This window comes from Ursidibacter arcticus, assembly GCF_009761375.1.
Classification (GTDB): domain Bacteria; phylum Pseudomonadota; class Gammaproteobacteria; order Enterobacterales; family Pasteurellaceae; genus Ursidibacter; species Ursidibacter arcticus.
This window is the reverse complement of the sequence record NZ_LEKM01000146.1, coordinates 1-331: the sequence shown is the minus strand read 5'-3', so window position 1 is coordinate 331 and position 331 is coordinate 1. Positions and strand designations below refer to the sequence as shown.

Below are 331 nucleotides of genomic sequence, written 5' to 3'. Positions count from 1 at the left end.
CACATTTTTGTCCATTACACTCCATTATCAAATATTCGGGCTGGCACAGGACCCGCCCCTACAATGGAATAATTTGGCTCCACTATACCTACCCCTAGCTTGCCTTATGTTTCCAATCAATCATCTTCTCAATTAACAACAATAGCTCCGCTCGCTCCACATCTTCAAGCTGATCTAATAACTTCTCTAAAGCTCTCGCCTGATCAACCGCTCGATAGCTTGTATCGGTAACCAAATCTGCAATTTCACATTGAAAAATTTCGGATAACTCAAGTAAACGTGTAATTGTTGGTATGGTTGTTCCCCGCTCCATTCGAGATACTGCATCATT

General features: G+C 42.0%; 1 protein-coding gene. It reads right to left on the bottom strand.

All coding sequences use genetic code 11. The features are described 5' to 3' along the window. Positions 1-94: 94 nt before the first annotated feature. Positions 95-331 (bottom strand): helix-turn-helix domain-containing protein (locus tag A1D25_RS06600; protein ID WP_157394903.1); only part of this gene is annotated, 237 nt, incomplete at its 5' end.